We start from the raw sequence: 16,883 nt of genomic DNA on the forward strand, positions 1-16,883 counted from the left end.
ACATCATTTTTTGTGGTTTTTCATACTTCCCCATTGGTTTGGATGGGGGATTTTATGCTTAGAAAAGACCCCAAAAACACCGAAGCACCTCATATCAACATATAGAGCCCCAAAAAGACATCCAAATCAGATTTAGTCCGTATTCAGAAAACGCTACGGCTGATTATTAAGTACTTAGCAAACCTGAAACCCTCAAAACACACTAAAAAATTATGAAAAATAATTATGCCCGTTAAACTTGGGCTAACGACCGATTTGGGATAAATGGGGCTAAGACTATTCCTAACCATTTATGGTGTTGTTCTCTATGTTGATTTCTTCACTCGATGCCCTTTTCACTTTATTTGGTTCTCTTTCGTAACCTACTCTTCAACCAAAGGTAAACACCCAATGAAAGAAACACTATAAGGATAACCACCATCTGCCATACATATTTCTCCGGCTCCACCCAGAACTCGTTGAAGAAATTGATGCGCCCGAGTATCTCTACGGGCGTCCAGAACACGATGACCGTGGCAATCGCCATTCGTATGTTCGCTCCCCATGAGGCAAGACGTAGCTGGCGGCGCAGCATGAAGAACGAACCCACGAGGCAACCCATACCCACAAGGAATGTTACGGGATGATGATCGCCAAGGAAATGCTTGTCGTAGCAGAACATGAGCAGCAAGTACATTGCCCAAAGAATCATGTTCAGTTCCATGAACGTGACGATGCTCGTGTGGTGCGTCATGGGTTGCACCACCACAACCTTGCGTTTGCTTCGAAAACATACCTTTTGTATCCATGTAATCAGGTCGCATCCGTTCTTTGTGCTGAACACATACATGGTCATCACCATCATCCACAAGCCAAACGAGGCCGGCATAATAAGGTATTCGGGCTTCGTCACCACCACGCCATTCTCTATTTCGGGCGACACACCGTAACGACGGGCGTAATAGAGGAAGAGGAATTCCACCCAGCCCGTCCAGAAGAGCAGACCGCCAAAAAGTCCCCAAAGGGTCTGGCGCGTGTCCCCTTTTACGAACACCCCGATAATAACAAGGATTAATCCTGCAAAGCCCATCGCAAAACCTGCAATATGCATGGCTTCCTCACTCATAAATTTCTCCATCAATATCATCAGCGCATGACCTAAGGGCATGGCGAAAAGCACCAATAGAAATGAGGCGATGGTGCGCCACCAGTAGTATTCTCTTACTTTCTTATCCATATTATTGAGATATGTTATGACTGACTGATGCGATGTATGGCCTGCCGTATCATCGTGATGAGCTTTTTTGTTCCTAATCCGGACCGTTCTCCCGCCATCTTGATAGTAGCTTTTTTCAGAATCAATTTTCCCAATGCTGTTTGCAACATTTTAAAAGGTGCGTATTGCTGAGCCAAGGTTTCCTTTAGACCAGGATATTGAGAGAAAAGATCTTTGAGCATAGTGTCTTCGGTAATCTCTGCTATCTGTTTGTCGTCATCTTTCTCTGTTTCCATAGAGTCTGTCATTGTAGAGGTGGGCGGTGTGGCATACTTCTCTTTTTCGTCTGCCCATGTGAGAAGCGTCTGCGACCCAGTGAGAGTACGAATGCGAGTACAGTCTTGCATCACTTCAAGGATGCCTCTGAAATCGCCCTGCTTGTCTCTCACAGCATAGTAAGTGATATAGATAAACAGATTAGGCTTGTTAATCCAAAATTCCGCCTTGTCCTGTTCGCCGCTTCGCATCTTTTCCACTATTTCACGAACGATGTGCACGCTCTTGCGTGGATGGCAGTTTTCTACTTTTCGCCCTATCACGTTTTTAGAGCGAGGAAATATGCGATGGTCGGTATCAGAGTAGAATTGCACCAGTTCATCTTCGTTGACAAACGAGATGTCGAAAGGCAAATGCTGGTAGATGAGATTGATTTGCTTGAGCGTGAGCTTGCCTGTTGTCACGTCTAACGGTTGGTCGTGTTTCACGGCGTAGCCATACTTCGCCAACAACGATTGCAGTTCTTGAGCAAAGCCGTCGGCAGGGCGGATGTTATCTTTCTTCTCTGTCTTTGCCACATTGATAAAGGCAAAACCTATCTCTTGGTCTCCACTCTTCATTTCCTCAAATTCCTCTTCTTTGATCAAAGCGAGCGAGGTTGGATAGAGGATGGCCTCTTCTTTATCCATCAAGTCGCGGAGATAGGGTATCAACTCTTTCACTTGTGCGACAAAAGTCTCTTCATCGTTAGCTTCAAGCAATGGATTCAACTTCTTCACGCAGTTGGAAATCATGTCGTCAAAGGTCCACATGGTGACGGTGGGACGGTCAAATCCTTTCTTCTCAAGTATCGGATAGAGCTGATTTTGTTTTCGGGTATAGTGTATGAGGTAGGCAGAGGCTTTGTCCAACAGTTCCAACCACTGATTCTTAATCACAGGATACTGTACCAAGTCTTCGGCAGCGTTCAGTATGCGACGCATCTCCTCATTCTCGCGATAGTAGTGACGAATGGGGTGATCATCAGGCAAGGTTGGAATGCTGTAATCCATCATCTCCTCCAATAGCTTGTTGAGCTCGGAAAGATTTTCCTTGAAACATTCCTCGGGGTCTTCTTCCGTCATTGTCTGCTCCATCAAGGCATAATGATAGGGTTTCAGCTTGCCCACTTTCTCTTTCAGTTGTCGTTTGGCTTCCTCAAGCGAAATAGTTCCAAAAGCGTATTGCTTTTTGATGTCAGCCAAATATTGCAGTCGTTCTATCTCTATCTTAGGCAAGTGCCGTTGCATTTCGCATATTTTCTTATTCATAACAATTGTTTTTTTACATTTATAATATAACGAGCAAATGTAAGCTTTATTTCAGTTCATCACAATAATAACTTATTTGTCCGCCCGTATCACCTATTTCAACATCGGCTTTGTACCAACTGATAATCTGTAGTTTGAAATATCGCTGTCCATCGGCAGTGCGTACCACGTATGTATGGAACGAGGGAGCATAGACAGGCGGTGGACCTGTAAAGGTCATTGCTTTTGCCAATGTGGGGTTAGCATCTGTCTGTGTCGATGCAGGACCGCGATTGGGGTCGAACCAAGGATTCTGTTCAAAGTCGAGTTTATTGGCGATGAGATACTTGTTCCAGTCGTTTTGCGACATGGTGATATATACCGAATGGTCATCCACCACCCATTGCAAATTGGTTGGCAATTGTGCCACCGTTTTCCAAGTGTCGTAACTGCCGTATCCTAAGTCGGCGGCTCCGCCTTTTCCATTGCCCGATGTTCCGCTATTCGTTCGCATACGGTAGCCGCAAAAGGCAATGTCCCAGTCGGTACGCTCCCGCTGTTCGCCCTCTTTAATGTCGCCATTGGGCTTGTCAAGGTTGAATATTTTTCCTGTGCGCAAATTGATGTACAGCCAATCGTTGGTAACGCCGGTGGTGTATCCCGTAACTCTTGGCAGCGTTTTGCCCGTAAACTCCTCTGCATCGTAACTCACGCACGAGGACAATGCTGTCGTTAAAGCGAAAAGTATGAATATGTATTTTCTCATTTCTTTATTTTTAATGATTTTACGATGTCATCAACAAGAAATTCCACTTGCACATATCCCTTTGCACCGCTGGTGGCAGGAACATTGAACATAGTGATGCCCGATCCCAAGGTGTGGGGCACATAGTTGAAGATGTTATCTACTCCGAGCGTAACTTTCACTTTGTTGTAGAATGTCTGCACCACTGCCAAGTTACAGAGTGCATAGGTAGGCAGCGTGCAGCGGAAATAGGCATCGTAGCTTTTATGATGTTCTTCCACCCACACACGATCTTGCACATCAAAGTTTTTCTCGCCCATGAGCGATGCACTGAAGATGGTTTTCAAGCGGTAGTTAGGCTTGTTATATACATAGTCGATGCTTGCCGTGGCAGCGTGTGGCGATGTGGTGTTCACCTGTATGCCGTTTTGCTTGCTTACGTTTACATAGCTGTATGTTCCATTCAGGGTAAACCGGTCGAGGAAGTGCCATTTCAGGATAGCCTCAATGCCCAGCATACGCTGACTGCTGAGGTTGGTGTATTCAAAGTTATACTGCATATCATAGATGTGCCATACTCCCTCTATCTTCTTTCTGAAAAAGTTTCCATAGGTGTTTACGTTGATGAAGAATCCGTTATGACTATACTCGGCACCCAGCGAAAAGTAATGATTCTTCTCGGGCTTCAAGTCTTCGCTTCCCCTAATTTGAAACATCCCTAAATGGTCCCAATTGAAAAAAAGTTCCTTGATGCTCGGTGCCCGGTAACCCATGGAGTAGTTGGCACGTATCGCCCAGTGCCCATCGGGAGAGTATTTTACCGCAATTTTGGGCATCCACATAAATCCGAAAGCTTTTGAAAAGTTGGTTCGCACACCTGTGGAGAGCATCCAGTGGGCATTTGCCGTCCATTCGTCTTGTACGAAGTACTCCGTCTCGTGCAGGGCGCGCGTGGTCATTTTCCTATTCACGAATCGGTCGCTGGTGAGTTCATCCGAAGTATGTTCCACTCCAAGTATGATGCTGTGTCCGCTAAAGTAGGTACTTGTCAGTGTGAGACGTGGCTCGAATATTTTGCTCTTGTACACCTTCTTGCGTTCATCGATACGCTCGTGCCGTTTGAAACGGTCGTAGAAATCGTTGTGTATGCTAAGGTTTACAGTAAACCAGTCTTTTACATTATATTTCGCCTTAACGCCTGTCATGAGATCGCGACTCTGCGAGAAAGTCATATCTTGTATCAAGTCGTATGAGTTCATGAAGAACATCGAGCCATACACCTGTACCGACAGGTTTCTGTTGGGCTCGTAATAGAACTTCTGCGCTGCCGAGATATGCTCCGTTCCCTCAATGCCCATTGGCGAACGTGCCGCCACACTGGTGAGCGTGATGTCATGAGGCAGAAAGGGGTTTGCCTCCTTTGTGTAGGTCTTGCTGTCGTTCTCCGCCTGATACATATAAAAGGCATCGTTCTCGCTATACCATACGTCGGTTTGAGAGGTAAAGGCGTTGTGTTTCACTCCAGCAGAGAGCCACGCCTGTAAGTTAGGACGGTCGCTGTTCTTCTCAAACATATATAGAAAATCTTTTGGAGACGGTGTTTTGTAGTTGCGCTCGTTCATCTGTGCCCAGCGCATACCTGCCTGAATATCCAATGGTTTGGTCGCTTTTTTAGAAATAAGATTGATGACCGCACCCGAAGCACGACTGCCATACAGAGTACTGCTGGCACCCTTTACAATCTCCACACGGTCAATGGCGTGCAGGTTAAAGCGTTCGTAGTCGAGGTTGCCTGCCATATCACCCGTCATTCGTTCACCGTCTTGCAGAAAAAGAACGTGGCGCGCATCCAGTCCCTGCATTGAGATTTCGTTGCCGAAACCCACTTTCTGAATGTTGAGTCCTGGTGTCTCTTGTTGCAGGGCATGTTGTAGGTCGCTGTACCCTGCATCAACGAGTGCCTTTCCGCCCAATACCTGTGTGGTGATGGGCGACAGTTTTACGGGACGCTCTGTTCGTGAACCTGTTACAACGACATCGTTCAGGTGCAGCACGTCTTCGCGCATAACAATCTTTATGTTGTTTTCCTGTGGCGGCACACTTCCTTTTACGGGGACGAAGCCCGTTGCATGGACATTATAGTATAGTTCCTTTCCCTTTTCTATACTTAATATCACCTTGCCATCAATGTCGGTAATGGCATTCTTAACATCCAACATCTCTTTGCTCGTGGCATATTGCACAGTAGCCCCTACCAAAGGTTGCTGCGTATCTTTTTCAAGTATGGTTATCCTTACCATGCGCTGTGCCTGTGCGCTTATCGCCAAAAGCAGGCAAAGGAGTAAGAATAAGAATCCTTTCTTCTGCATCGTTTCTTTTTATTTTTGAAAAAGGAAGTGAAAGCACTCACAGTCCCTCACTTCCTTTATTATCATATTTGTAACGTATTACAATCCGTGTTCCTTCTTATAGGCTGCCAAGTCCTTCTCGTATTGGGCAAACTCGGCTTCGTAATTGTTGATACGGTTCTTGTCGATAGTCTGCAAGAAACACTCGGAACGCACGTTCATCATATTGTAATCGACTATGAATGTAATCTGGTTCGTTTTCACATTCAGATAGCCTTCTACACCTGCGCCACTTCCTTGCTGTACTCCGGAATCATCTTTAGGATTTCCCGTAACGCTACCGTCCTTACCCTTAAACTTTATCCAACCATCGCCTTTATACTCATCTTTCTCCCAAGAATTGAGTTGCATAAATTTACATTGGCATGAGAAATACACAATCAATGGCATCTTGCCTACGGTAAAGCCCTCGAGTGAAAGTTTCATTGTCTTATCGTTCACCCAATCAAAACTAAATTTTGTAGGACATCCATTTGGCAATAATGTTTTGTCAACCCCACTCATCGTAGCTTTGGTAGACAAAACAATCTCACCATTCAAGATGTTTTTTGCCTCATTGAAATATTCCTCTATCGGATCTTTCTGTTCTAAATTCTCATCACTACTACAAGAAGAGAATCCCGCAAAAAGAACTGCAATAAGGCAAAATAAACTTATATTCGTAACAAACTTTTTCATCATTATAGCTAAAAATTCCCATCAAAAGTTACAGATGCAGGGAAGACAGGAACAGATTGCCAACCTGCGTATGTGTCAAGAACGAAATGGAGTTCATTATTTACAAGAGAGCCTGTAAAACTGGATAATTTAATTTTAATGGGTAATCCACCATCCAACAACATCAATTTACCGGCATAACCGCCTATGGGGGTCGTTGCTGTAACAACTCCGTTGTTGATAGAAACTCTAAGTTCTACTTTGATTGTTCCCGGCATCTTGCCAATAGGTCCCACTATACCTGTCAAATCATACAGGTTACCACCGGTGCTTATCAATGTAAAGCTCTGATTTGTAGCATTATTGTATGATTTCCCATTCATAGTAATGTTACTCAACGTACCATTGTAAGTACCTGTCTGCGCATTAGAATTTACTGCAAATCCTAAAATGCTGATTACTATCAATATGGTAGAAATAAAAAAATGTTTCATCTTTTTTATGTTTTGTTAATTATTAATTAGTGATGACCATTCAACTCCATCTATGTAGCCACCACCACTGGACAAGACCTTGAGATACTTCTTGATAAAGTCTTTTGTTTCCTGTCTGTCAAACACGTCTTGCGTACACGCAAAAGAGGTTTTTTTATCGTAGGTATGAAATTCCGTCAATTCCGGATAGGTAATACGACAATTCGCAGATAAACCGCCAAGTTCCAAATTGGATATCATCTTAAATTTGGACAAATCTACCTGCTCTATACTCTTCATATTCGCAAATGTTATCATATAAGAACGCAACCCGCTTTTTTCCGGTAAAGCTATCTTTTTCAAATCCGGGCATTCTACAAAAACAAGTGAGGAACCACCGGGACCATCCTGTTCCTGTTCTATTGCTCTCTGACCAAACAGGGTACTATGGCTTAAATCTATTTCGCTAATACCGCTAACCTTTACCCATAGGAAACCTGTCATGTTTGTAGCATCCTCAAGATTGATGCCTTCAGAGGCATCCACGTCTGTCAATGACAAGGTCATGAGACCGCTACAGGGTCTTAGGTACGGGAGTTTCGCTTTGTTTGTCAAGTTTACAGTAAGAAGTTTGCCGTCCCAATAAGGATTGTTCACAATATATTGTACCCCTTCCAATGTTGTAGCAGTGGCAACTCCATACCACTTATTAAATACACAGGCATTCGACCTTTCTTTGTTGCTTAACCGCTTGCTGATGTCAATATGAATACCGTCTTCATCAAAGATGCTGGAAAAGTATTTTTTGAAATTAGCCCTTATATTCTCATCAGGTATCTCGCGAATGGTATTGTATTTCTGCAAGTCGCCTTTTGCTGTTTCCATCTTCACGTCTATACTGCCAGACTCAATCTCAGCCTTCTTCTCTCGATAGAAACGCACAAGGTCTTTGATATTAAACTTTGCCGTCTGTGGCAAGTACAATTTCGTGATTTTGTGCAGCTGTGTTACGGTTTCATCACCATTCTCTTCCGTTTTTACATTCACCAGTCCTTCAAAGTCATAAATGTCGTTGCCCGTCAAATCTACACCGGTAATTTGTGCCGGCAGCTGGGCAAAGTCGAATACTGGTCCATATCCATTATTCGACAGCTTCACCTCCTTCAGGTTGGGCAGAATGTCAAGTCCGCTGAGATCTTTGAGTTTGGTTCCGCTTAAATCCAATGCGGTGGTTTTCTCCGCCAAGTCGTTGAGTTCCAACTTGCCGTCTTTGTCAAAGGTAAAGCCCCTCGTTTTCAGAATGTTCATTAACTCTGTGTTTTTAAGGGATTTTGTACTGTAATTAATTGCCTCGTCCTTGCTACATGAGGCAAGTCCCATCACAAGGAATACCAATACTGGTAATGTTAAATTCTTTACTATTTTCATTTTCGATAATAAATTAATTGTTTTGAGTTGCAAAGGTAGGAGTCTTGTTTGGATTTCACAATACCCATTTATTAGGATTTTATTTTTGTTTTTGCAATCCTCATTTATTAGGATTTTTCTGTTTGTGAGCATTTTTATCTGTTTTACTTTTGGTAAGGCTAAAACGTTCCTCGCCAGATGACAATTTGCATCGCCCCATATTTCAATGTCGTGGGGAAGTTCTACTGTGCCGCTGATGCCACAGTCGTAGTCAATGGTATTTACATAGGTGTTTGTCAGTAAGTGTTGGAACGGTAGAGATTGGGGTTCAATGGCTTTCCTTTGAACGATAGTTGCCTGTTCGCCTTGTCATATTCCATGCCCGGAATATTCCTGATTAAGTATTCCAAGTTAGCACCTTTCCTTACTCGAAGGCAATCAGTATTGATAAACGTGGTGTCTTTTCTTATGGAAAACAATTTCCGCTATCCAATAACTTGAACTTCATCGAGTTCTATCGTTTTATGTAATGAAGAAATATATTTTCGAGTAGGGTATATAGTATCACCCACAGCTAAATTCAAAATAGTAGCATTAGCAGTGGGAAACAGCAAAATAGAATTACTTTTATAAAGAAATAGCATACAAATAGGTAAATATAGGATATAAATATGTAATTTTGCACTCCGAAACTCTGATGTATTGCGCCAAAAAGGTGCAGTGCTTAGAGGTTATTTATCGTGGGGGAGATGATTTCCCCTTAATTTAAAATTATTTTTATTTATGTACAAACCAAATTTTAACAAGCGCAGCGTTGTGAAGTTTACCCACTTCTCTAACCACAGCTACTCTCTCTTTGCTGTTCTTGGCAAAGAGGTTATTATTGGTGTACTGAGTGTCGCAACCCTCCAACACGCTACGGCTCACAACCGCAGCATCGAGGCTATGCAAACAAGCAACGACACCACAGCTACCAATAAGAGTATCTTGATGGACGAAGTGAACGTAGCAGGCACACGGGCGCCGCTGACCGTTAGTCAGCAAGCGAGAATGGTAACTGTACTAAGCCGTGAGGACATTCAAGCGGCTCCTGTACAAAGTGTTAACGACCTGTTGAAGTATGCAGTAGGTGTAGATGTTCGCCAAAAAGGTGCATTGGGCGCACTCACCGATGTAAGCATACGAGGGGGCAACTCTGAACAAATAACGGTTTTGCTCAATGGTGTCAACATTTGTGATGCACAAACAGGACACAATGCTTTCGATTTCCCAGTCGATATTTCTGAAATCGAACGCATAGAAATTCTCGAAGGACCAGCAGCAAGAGTTTATGGTACATCTTCCTTATTAGGTGCAATAAACATCGTAACCAAAGCTCCACAAAATTCGTCACTCACAGCTCACGCCCAAGGAGGTTCGTTCGGACTCTTCGGAATGGGTGCTCGTGGAAACATTGCACACGGAGCGTGGAACAATCAGCTGTCGGCCTCTTACCTACGAAGCGACGGACATTTGCGCAGCAAAGTAGGCAATCTGAATGCCGATTACAACACTTTGAAGTCGTTTTATCAAGGTGTGTACAATGATGAAGCTATTCTTGTAAAATGGCACGCTGGTATGAGCGTTAAGAATTATGGGTCGAACACATTTTATAGCTCTAAGTTCGACAATCAGTTTGAACATACTTTCAAAACTTTCACTGCAATCCAAGCTGAAAACAAGCAAGGTCGTTTGCATCTTCGCCCTTCCATTTATTGGAATCGAAGTATGGACAGATTTGAACTTATACGTAATGTGAAGGATAAAATTCCGTTCAATTATCATCGCACAGATGTTTATGGTGCAAACCTCAATGCCTATTTTGATTGGACTTTAGGGCGTACTGCCTTTGGTGCAGAGTTGCGTTATGAAGACTTAGTAAGTGGCAACTTAGGAGAAAAACTCAATCGTCCTCGTCCTATTCATCGTACCGACCGAATGTACACCAACGGACTGCAGCGCACCAATCTACAATTTGTTTTTGAACACAACGTTATTCTTGATAGGTTTACGCTCTCTGCAGGATTGGTAGCCGTTAAGAATAGTCAAGCCGATATGAATATGCGTGTCTACCCCGGTATTGATGCAAGCTATCGTATAGGTAGTGCTTGGAAAGTGTATGCTTCGTACAATTCTTCGCTTAGAATGCCATCGTTCACCGAACTTTTCTATTCCGTTGGTGGGCATAAGGCAGACAAGCATCTACTTCCTGAAGAACTTTCGGCTGTGGAGGGTGGTATAAAGTACAATACGCAAAGTGTAAATACCAAAGCAAGTATCTTTTTCAATCATCATAAAAACCTAATCGACTGGATTTCAGATGGTACACTTGACGAAAGTGGGGCTACGCTATGGAAGAGTGTAAACTTTGGAAAGATAAACGCAATAGGTGTAGAAGCCAACGTTGACTTCAACTTCTTACACCTCATTCCTTCACAACACGTGGTGAAAAAGCTCAGCCTCGGTTATGCTTATCTGCATCAAAACGAGAAAGAACACGAAGGTATTGTGAGCAAATATGCATTGGAATATTTGAAAAATAAGTTTGTTGCCAACTTACAACTTAACCTTTGGAAACAATTAGACTTAGGGTTAAACTATCGTTTCCAGCATCGTATGGGTAGCTATCTTGACATCAACAATCTGCGTCATAAGTATGCAAGCTATGGCATTGTTGATGCTCGATTGAGTTGGAACACCACTAATTGGGGTGCATACCTTGAAGCCAACAACCTACTCAATAAGTCGTATGTAGACTATGGCAACGTTGTCCAACCCCGAATGTGGATTGTAACAGGTGTTAGCGTGAAGCTATAACCCCATTACCATTGAAGGTTGGTAGGACTTGTCAGACCTGTCAGATGCGTCCGACTTGTCTGACAAGTCCGAGCAATCCAATTTCTCTAAACAAAAACTCCCTCAACTCGTTCATATAGAAACTGTTGAGGGAGTATTTTATATAAAGCAATGCTAACTAAAGCATCGTTGCTGTTACTTATCTTTTACTTCACTTGAACTACCAAGTACTTGCTTGTGCTCCAGAAAGTTTGAGCATCGTTGATACGAAGAACAAACTGACCGCTTGCGTCCTTTGTAAGGCTATAACTGCTACCTGGGTGAGAAGTGAGCAACTTCACGTTCTTGCTGTAAAGTTTGATTTCCTTTGTAGCACGAATATCAATCTTTGTGAAGTAGTTCTTATTGAAGCTACCCTGCAATACCTTACCACCATCAAGCACGCGTTGGTCTTTCAGCTCTCTCTTTGTACCAAATACGTACCAAGCTGTGTTCAACTGCATATCCTGTGTAGAGATAGTTTCGCTCTTTTGCTTTGTTTCCTCTTGCAAGTTGCTCTTCTCTGTTTCAAGGTTTTGCTTCTCTGTTGTGAGCTTTTCCTTATCGGTCTTGAGGTTAGAAACATCGGTGTTCAAACCAGTGATAGTTTCGTCCAACTCTTTAATATGTATATTCTTTGAAGCCAATTCAGCACGCAACTGCTTCAGCTCGTTATCCTTCTGAACCAATTGAGCTGTCATCTGTGTCAAAGTCTTACGCATTTCATCGCCTTTGAAACCAGTCTCTTGGAGTTGAGCTTGGAGTTTCTTGATAAGCTCACGGTTTTCTTTCATACGCTGAGCGATGAACTGAATATTCTCCTTAATCTGTGTAGCCTTATCAGCACTTTCGCCTTCCTTAGCGAGTGTTACACGATTTTCAGCTGCATTAATCTCAGCAAAGCCTTGTTGAATTTGATTCATTGTAGCCATCATATCGTTCACCTCGTTGTCACGAGCATTGATGATAGCGCGCAAAGAGTCGTTCTGAATTTCTGCTGGGTTGAGTGCAGGTTTCTTGTCGAGGTTGCAAGCAGTGAAAGTCATCATTCCACAAGCTGCATAAATCAAAAGTTTTTTCATAATCTGTTTGTTTTTTAAAATGAAGAATTGCTTCTTCACTGTTTTTATTATTAGTCGTTTTGTTTGTTGCCTTTTTTAGTTTTTTCTTTTCCAGCCAACACAATAACAAACTCGCCACGTGGTGCAGTCTCTTTGAAATGGGTTATCACCTCTTCCAATGTGCCTCGCACACTCTCCTCGTGTAGCTTTGAGATCTCTCTACAACAACTCACTTGGCGGTCAGCACCAAACGTTTCGGCAAATTGTTCCAACGTTTTCACCACACGATATGGCGACTCGTAGAATACCATTGTGCGACTTTCGTCTTTCAAGCTCTCTATCTGTGTTTTGCGTCCCTTCTTTTGTGGGAGGAAACCTTCAAACACAAACCTATCGCAAGGGAAGCCGCTCGACACCAATGCAGGTATCATAGCTGTTGCACCTGGTAGGGTTTGCACCGTGATGCCTGCTGCTATGGCTTCGCGAGCAAGGAAGAACCCTGGGTCGCTAATGCCCGGTGTGCCTGCATCAGAGATGAGTGCTATTGTTTCGCCAGCTTTCAGTCGGTTTACGATGTTGGCAGATGTTCCGTGCTCGTTAAACTTATGATGCGCCATAAGATGATTTTTTATCTCAAAGTGCTTCAACAGAATACCCGATGTGCGTGTGTCCTCACACAGCACGAGGTCTGCCTCTTTCAGGATACGGATTGCACGAAACGTCATATCCTCCATATTTCCCACTGGCGTTGGTACAAGATATAAAGTGCCCATAACTGCTGCAAATGTAAAGTAATTCAATTAAACAAAGAAAAAAATTAGCATTTTTAGGCGAAAACAAATATCTTTTAACCACCCAAAGCATCTTTCCTATCATATTGTAATATCAATAGTTCGTTTATTCTCCCCATATACGCTAACACATTATTCGCTTCTATTCGCTATTTCTTCCACTTTTACAAACAATAGTGTTAAATTCATCTGAAATAAGGCGTGATTTTGCAACAAAGAAGTAGTTGGTGCAGAAAAGTGGGCTAAATGCGTGTGCAACCGTAAACAATTGAGCTACAAAAAGATACAATATAATAAAAGAAAGTGTGCAAAATGATAGACCTTTGAGAATGGATAGATAGAACTATAAAACAGAGAATATAGACACAAAAGACGTAATTTGTTGATATTCCAGAGGGTCATAGTTGAACTTTGAGGTTGCTAAAGTTCAACTATGGGAGGTTAAAACATATATGTTTGGGGTTGGCAAAGTTGAACTTTGACTTTCCGAAAAACCAACAAAGGAAATTTAGGAGATATAATAAGAAATAAAGAATAGTGCTATTTCGGGATTTAAAATGTTAAATCGGGGAATTTAAAGGTTTGGGGTGGCATAGGATTTGCTGAGGGCTTTTTAGGAGTAAAAGGGAATTAGAGGGGAGTTAAAGCCAAATGTTTTGTTGGTGCAGTTTTGTCGGACGGGTCGGACGGGTCGGACGAGTCCGACTTGTCCGACTTGTCCGACAAGACTACAGATAGCAAAGGTGTTGGCTATAACTCCTTTAACTCCCCCTAATTCCTCTAACTCCTAAAAGAAAACCTCCCTTAACTCCTAAAAGATAACTACCTCATTAAATAAAAAGATTATCCACTAAAAATACTGTTCTTAATTATTATTCGTACCTTTGTATGCGAAAAGATTTATCAACTCCTACGTAATGAATAATAATAAGCCTTTGAAGGCACACTTATGTATGCTGATAGCTGAAGTGATATGGGGACTAATGTCGCCCATAGGCAAAGATGCTATGATACACGGCATCAGCGGAATAACAATGGTATTCTTTAGAGTGTCGGGCGCAATGCTCCTGTTTTGGATTGCAGGCTGCTTTGTACCTAAAGAACACATTCCACGCAAAGATTTCTTCCTCTTTGCTGCTGCCGCACTCTTTGGTGTAACGTGCAATCAATGCTTGTTTATCATAGGGTTGAGCTACACTTCGCCTGTCAATGCAAGCGTTATTACAACAAGTATGCCTATCTTTGCAATGATGTGGGCATTCCTTATCATCAAAGAACCTATTACGCTGAAGAAGGCGGGAGGCGTAGCCATTGGTTGTGCAGGAGCTATCATTCTTATTCTGACCAGTATGAATGCCGCTTCGCACAAGGTGGGCGATGTACGGGGCGACTTGATGATACTCGTTGCACAATGTAGTTTCGCCCTCTATATGTCGCTCTTTAGCAAACTTATAAAGCGTTATTCGGTATTCACCATCAACAAGTATATGTTCTTTTGGGCGACCCTTTATATCCTCCCTATAGCGTTGGGCGACCTTCAGGCTACCAACTTTGCAGCTGTGAGCAGTCGCACTTGGATGGAGACAGGGTTTGTGGTATTCTTCGGAACATTCATTAGTTACATTACGTTGATGATGGGACAACGTGTGCTTCGCCCTACCATTGTAGGAGTTTACAATTACGTACAACCCATTGTGGCTGTGGTGGTATCGGTCTTAACAGGTATTGGCACCTTCACACTTTATCAAGGTGTGGCTATCGTGTTTGTATTCTCAGGAGTGTGGTTGGTAATAAAGTCGAAATCGAAAAGAGACATAGAAGCTTCTCAAAATATAAAGTAAAAGAATGAAAGTTTGCATAGCAGAGAAACCCAGCGTAGCACGAGACATCGCAAAAATTATTGGTGCTACCCATTCGCACGATGGATATATGGAAGGCAATGGTTATCAAGTAACTTGGACTTTCGGACATCTATGCGAGCTGAAAGAACCCAACGATTACTTCGTGAATTGGAAGTCGTGGAGCTTGGCTGCATTGCCTATGGTGCCGCCAAGATTTGGTATAAAACTCATCGACGATGAAGGTATAAAGAAGCAGTTTGCCATCATCGAACGATTGTATCAAGGTGCAGAAGAGATTATCAATTGTGGTGATGCTGGGCAAGAGGGTGAGCTTATTCAACGTTGGGTGATGCAGAAAGCTAAGGTAAAATGTCCTGTAAAACGATTGTGGATTTCTTCGATGACCGATGAGGCTATTCGTGAAGGATTTGCAAACTTGAAAGACCAAAAAGATTATGAACCGCTCTACCTTGCAGGACTTTCGCGTGCCATAGGCGATTGGCTATTGGGTATGAACGCTACACGCCTCTACACGCTAAAATATGGTAATAATCAGTATGGTAGAAATGCGCAAGTGCTGTCCATAGGACGTGTTCAAACGCCTACATTGGCACTTATCGTAGAGCGACAAAAGGAGATAAACAATTTCAAGCCAGAGCCTTATTGGGTATTGGCTACAATCTATCGCAATACACAGTTTACGGCAACAAAGGGCAAGTTTACATCAAAAGAAGAGGGAGAAGCTGCATTTGCACTCATCGAGGGTAAACCCTTTGAAATTACAAACGTAACAAAGAAGAAAGGAACAGAGCAACCCAAGCAGCTCTACGACCTTACATCGCTGCAAGTAGACTGCAACCGCAAGTTTGGTTTCTCTGCCGAAATGACGCTCAATACCATTCAGAGCCTATACGAACGTAAGTTTACCACTTACCCACGTGTAGACACGCAGTACCTTACCGATGATGTGTATGCGCAGTGTCCACAGATAATGAATACCCTCTTTCAAACGGCTTTTGCAGCTCAGAAACCATACGCCGACTTGGTGAAGGTGTTGGGTGGCAAACCATTGCCAAAGTCGAAGCGTGTGTTCGATGCAGCTAAAGTAACCGATCACCACGCCATTATTCCTACCAACGTTATTCCTCAAGGACTTACAGATGTAGAACGCAAGGTTTACGACCTCATAGCACGCCGTTTTATCGCTGTATTCTATCCCGATTGTAAGTTCTCTACAACAACCGTTTTGGGTAAAGTGGACGAAGTGGAATTTAAAACTACGGGAAAAGAAATATTGGACGAAGGGTGGAGAGCTGTGTATAACAAAGCAAACGAAAAAGAAGTAGAACCCGAACAAAACGAAAAGGCAGCAGACGAAGAACGTACACTGCCAACATTCGTTAAGGGAGAACAAGGCGAGCACACTCCAACTCTGACCGAGAAACAAACCACACCGCCCAAGCATTACACCGAAGCTTCGCTCCTAAGAGCAATGGAAACAGCTGGAAAATTGGTAGATAACGACGAGTTGCGCGCAGCCTTAAAGGAAAACGGAATAGGTCGCCCATCGTCACGTGCAGGTATTATAGAAACCTTATTCAAAAGGCGATACATCAGTAGACAGCGTAAAAACCTTGTTGCAACCGAAACAGGAATTGCATTGATAGACACTATTCACGAACGACTCCTAACTTCTGCCGAGCTTACGGGTATTTGGGAAAAGAAATTGCGTGATATTGAGCATCGAAAATACGATGCTGCACAGTTTATAGCCGAACTCAAAGAGCAGATAACAAAGATTGTAAACGACGTATTAGCTGATAATTCCAACCGAAAGATTGGCAATGTAACAACAGAAAAATAAAA

At 42.9% G+C, this 16,883-nt stretch carries 12 protein-coding genes; 3 read left to right on the forward strand and 9 right to left on the reverse strand.

Going from position 1 to position 16,883, the window contains the following annotated elements; translation table 11 throughout:
* Positions 1 to 340: 340 nt before the first annotated feature.
* The 7 genes from CZ367_RS02000 to CZ367_RS02030 all read right to left on the reverse strand — a co-directional run bounded on the left by CZ367_RS02000 (position 341) and on the right by CZ367_RS02030 (position 8,471).
* Positions 341 to 1,216, reverse strand: coding sequence for a hypothetical protein (locus CZ367_RS02000; RefSeq protein WP_077195479.1), 876 nt, complete (start codon positions 1,214 to 1,216; stop codon positions 341 to 343).
* A gap of 14 nt (positions 1,217 to 1,230) precedes the next feature.
* Positions 1,231 to 2,781 carry a DUF438 domain-containing protein gene (locus CZ367_RS02005; protein WP_077195480.1) on the reverse strand — a complete coding sequence of 517 codons (1,551 nt, stop codon included), beginning with the start codon at positions 2,779 to 2,781 and terminating at the stop codon, positions 1,231 to 1,233.
* Positions 2,782 to 2,827: 46 nt separating this feature from the next.
* Complete coding sequence (locus CZ367_RS02010) at positions 2,828 to 3,526, reverse strand: HmuY family protein (RefSeq protein ID WP_077195481.1); 699 nt, start codon at positions 3,524 to 3,526, stop codon at positions 2,828 to 2,830.
* The gene (locus tag CZ367_RS02015) at positions 3,523 to 5,874 is read right to left on the reverse strand and encodes a TonB-dependent receptor (protein ID WP_077195482.1); all 2,352 of its coding nucleotides are present in this window, start codon (positions 5,872 to 5,874) and stop codon (positions 3,523 to 3,525) included. The genes CZ367_RS02010 and CZ367_RS02015 overlap by 4 nt, the downstream gene beginning before the upstream one ends.
* A 78-nt stretch (positions 5,875 to 5,952) precedes the next feature.
* Positions 5,953 to 6,594: a DUF4903 domain-containing protein gene (locus CZ367_RS02020; RefSeq protein WP_004356095.1), complete on the reverse strand. Its 642-nt coding sequence runs from the start codon at positions 6,592 to 6,594 to the stop codon at positions 5,953 to 5,955.
* A gap of 5 nt (positions 6,595 to 6,599) precedes the next feature.
* Positions 6,600 to 7,064: a hypothetical protein gene (locus tag CZ367_RS02025; protein WP_077195483.1), complete on the reverse strand. Its 465-nt coding sequence runs from the start codon at positions 7,062 to 7,064 to the stop codon at positions 6,600 to 6,602.
* A gap of 15 nt (positions 7,065 to 7,079) precedes the next feature.
* Positions 7,080 to 8,471, reverse strand: coding sequence for a leucine-rich repeat domain-containing protein (locus tag CZ367_RS02030; RefSeq protein ID WP_077195484.1), 1,392 nt, complete (start codon positions 8,469 to 8,471; stop codon positions 7,080 to 7,082).
* Positions 8,472 to 9,233: 762 nt separating this feature from the next.
* Here CZ367_RS02030 and CZ367_RS02035 point away from each other — a divergent pair.
* Positions 9,234 to 11,306: a TonB-dependent receptor gene (locus CZ367_RS02035; RefSeq protein ID WP_077195485.1), complete on the forward strand. Its 2,073-nt coding sequence runs from the start codon at positions 9,234 to 9,236 to the stop codon at positions 11,304 to 11,306.
* A gap of 185 nt (positions 11,307 to 11,491) precedes the next feature.
* On the opposite strand, the gene CZ367_RS02040 is transcribed toward CZ367_RS02035, so the two are convergent.
* Both CZ367_RS02040 and rsmI read right to left on the reverse strand, forming a co-directional pair.
* Positions 11,492 to 12,406: a Cbp1 family collagen-binding glycoprotein adhesin gene (locus tag CZ367_RS02040; RefSeq protein WP_077195486.1), complete on the reverse strand. Its 915-nt coding sequence runs from the start codon at positions 12,404 to 12,406 to the stop codon at positions 11,492 to 11,494.
* A 50-nt stretch (positions 12,407 to 12,456) separates the two neighbouring features.
* Positions 12,457 to 13,158, reverse strand: a complete 702-nt coding sequence (gene rsmI, locus CZ367_RS02045) for a 16S rRNA (cytidine(1402)-2'-O)-methyltransferase (RefSeq protein WP_077195487.1) — start codon at positions 13,156 to 13,158, stop codon at positions 12,457 to 12,459.
* 935 nt (positions 13,159 to 14,093) lie between these two features.
* Here rsmI and CZ367_RS02050 point away from each other — a divergent pair.
* A complete protein-coding gene (locus tag CZ367_RS02050; RefSeq protein ID WP_077195488.1) occupies positions 14,094 to 15,017 on the forward strand; it encodes a DMT family transporter in 924 nt (307 codons plus the stop codon).
* A 4-nt stretch (positions 15,018 to 15,021) separates the two neighbouring features.
* Entirely contained in the window at positions 15,022 to 16,881 is a 1,860-nt protein-coding gene (locus tag CZ367_RS02055) for a DNA topoisomerase 3 (protein ID WP_077195489.1), read from the forward strand.
* Positions 16,882 to 16,883 lie beyond the last annotated feature (2 nt).

Source organism: Prevotella ihumii (genome assembly GCF_900155655.1).
Taxonomy (GTDB): domain Bacteria; phylum Bacteroidota; class Bacteroidia; order Bacteroidales; family Bacteroidaceae; genus Prevotella; species Prevotella ihumii.